The organism is Sphingosinicella sp. (assembly GCF_052388015.1).
In the GTDB taxonomy this organism is placed as follows: Bacteria; Pseudomonadota; Alphaproteobacteria; order Sphingomonadales; family Sphingomonadaceae; genus Allosphingosinicella.
Map to the genome: position 1 here is coordinate 1 of NZ_JBQTIN010000019.1, position 2,409 is coordinate 2,409.

Genomic DNA, 2,409 nt, shown 5'->3' on the forward strand with positions numbered 1-2,409 from the left:
CCGCCGCCGCGACGTTACCCGTCCGCAACGGTTCCACATAAATGCTTCCGCCCCCGGCACTTTTTCGGCAGACCATGGTTATGACGGGCTGAGTGGGTGCATTGCGCAAAGAGCCTTTCCTGTTGGCGGCCGCCGGCGCGCTGATCGCGCCCGGCTCCGCGTTCGCCCAGCCGCCGGCCCCAACACCATCAGCGCAGAGCGCGACCGGACCCGACGAGCCGATCGTCTCCGACAGCCAGTTCGAGCAGGCGCTGCCACCGCTCGATCCCGCGTTGCAGCCGCCGCTCGAGCCGCTGGAGTCGATCCAGCCGCCGGCCGACCCGAACGCTCCCCCGCCGCCGCCCTTCCCGCCCGTCCCCGGCCCGGTCGAGGACGCGCCGCTCGGCGATCCGGCGCTGACCGAGCCGCTGCCGCCACTCTCGACGTTCGAGACCGAGGCGATCCAGGAGGTCCAGCTCGGCGACGCGTCGGAGCCGGCGCCGGTGCGCTACGACCTCCTCGTCAACGGCCTCGGCGAGGTCGATCTGCGCGGTCGCTTCCTCGGCCTTTCCGCGCTGGAGGATGCGCGCGGCGAGGCGGTCAACGGCGCGATGATCGCGGCGCGGGCCGAGGAGGATGTCGCGCTCGCCGTGCGGCTGCTGCGCTCGGAAGGCTATTATGACGCGGTCGCGACCTCGGCGATCGAGCAGCCGCCGGCGGAGGGCGGCCGCCTCAGGGTCACGATCACCGCCGCCGCGGGCCAGCGCTACCGCTTCGGCGACATCGCAATCGTCGGCCCCGAAACCGTCCCGCCGGGCCTTGCCCGCGAAGCGCTGCGGCTCGAATCCGGCGCGCCCATCGTCGCCGCGGACGTCGAATCGGCCGAGGCCAACATACTGCTGCGCCTGCCGCAGCAAGGCTATCCATTCACCGAGGTGGGCCTCAGGGACATCGAGCTCGATCCGCAGACCCTGCTGGGCGCCTACACCCTGCCGCTGGAGCCGGGCCCACGCGCCAGCTTCCGCCGCATCACGACCGAGGGGACGCTCGCCTTTGATACGAGCCATGTCGGCGTCCTGTCACGCTTCCGCGAGGGCCAGCTTTACGATCGCCGCCTGGTCGATGATTTGCGCGAAGCGATGGTCTCCACCCGCCTGTTCCGGACCGTCTCGGCAGAGCCGGTGCGGACCGGCGAGGCGGGACCGGACGGCACCGAATATGTCGACATCCTCGTCCGCCAGGAGGCCGGCCCGGCGCGCACGCTCGATCTTTCGGCCGGCTACAGCACCGGCGAGGGGCTCAGGCTCGAAGGCGCCTGGGAGCATCGCAACCTGTTCCCGCCGGAGGGGGCGCTCCGCCTCGCCGCGATCGCCGGCACGGCCGAGCAATCAGCGGTTGTCCGCTTCCGCCGCTCCAACTGGCGCCGCCGCGATCGGGCCCTGATCCTCCAGCTAGAAGCCGGCCAGCGCGATTACGAGGCGTTCCAGGGCTATACCGCGCGCCTGAGCGGTCTGATCGTTCGCGAATCCACCCCGATCTGGCAGAAGGTCTGGACCTATCAGGTCGGGGCCGAGATTCTCGCCACCAATGAAAGCCGGGTCGGCCGGGCCGAAATCTCGCTGTCCGACGCCTATTTCATCGGCGGCTTCATCGGCCAGGTCGGTTACGACCGGTCGAACAGCCTGCTCGATCCGACGCGCGGCTTCCGCCTTTCCGCCCGGGTCAATCCCGAGGCGTCGCTTCGGGACGGCGCGGCCTTCTATTTCCGCACCCTCCTCGACGGCAGCGCCTATTACCCCGTCGGCGAGAATTTCGTCCTCGCCGGCCGAGTCCGCTTCGGTTCGATCACCGGCATCGCCCGCGACGATCTCGCCCCGTCGCGGCGCTTCTATGCCGGCGGCGGCGGATCGGTGCGGGGCTTCGGCTTCCAGGAGCTTGGCCCGCGCGACGTCCAGCCGAACCCCGCCTTCGACCCGACCGATCCCGACGAACAGGATCCGCCGACCATCTCGGTGCCGCTCGGCGGCCGCAGCCTCGCCGAGTTCGCTCTCGAAGGCCGCTACCGCTTCGGCAATTACGGCGTCGTCGCCTTCGTCGACGCCGGGCAGGTCTATGAGGCGGAATATCCGACCTTCTCGTCGATGCGCTTCGGGGTCGGGATCGGCGGCCGCGTCTATACCAATTTCGGCCCGGTCCGGCTCGATGTGGCGACGCCGATCGACCGGCGGCCGGGCGAGGCGCGCATCTCCGTCTATGTCTCGATCGGGCAGGCTTTCTGATGGCCAGCCAAGCACCTCCCGCCGAGACGATCGTCGTCCGCCGCAGCCGGGCGGCCACGATCGCCAGATGGGCGGGGATCATCCTCCTCGCCCTCCTGCTCTTCCTCGGCGCCTTCGCCTTCTGGCTCAACACCGAAGCCGGCCGGCGCTA

Annotated in this window: 1 protein-coding gene; it reads left to right on the forward strand. The window is 70.3% G+C overall.

Translation table 11 applies throughout. The features are described 5' to 3' along the window. The first annotated feature begins 92 nt into the window (after nucleotides 1–92). On the forward strand, nucleotides 93–2,258 hold the full coding sequence (locus ACT4N3_RS01240; RefSeq protein WP_444853385.1) for an autotransporter assembly complex protein TamA: 2,166 nt from the start codon (nucleotides 93–95) through the stop codon (nucleotides 2,256–2,258). The last annotated feature ends 151 nt before the right edge of the window (nucleotides 2,259–2,409 follow it).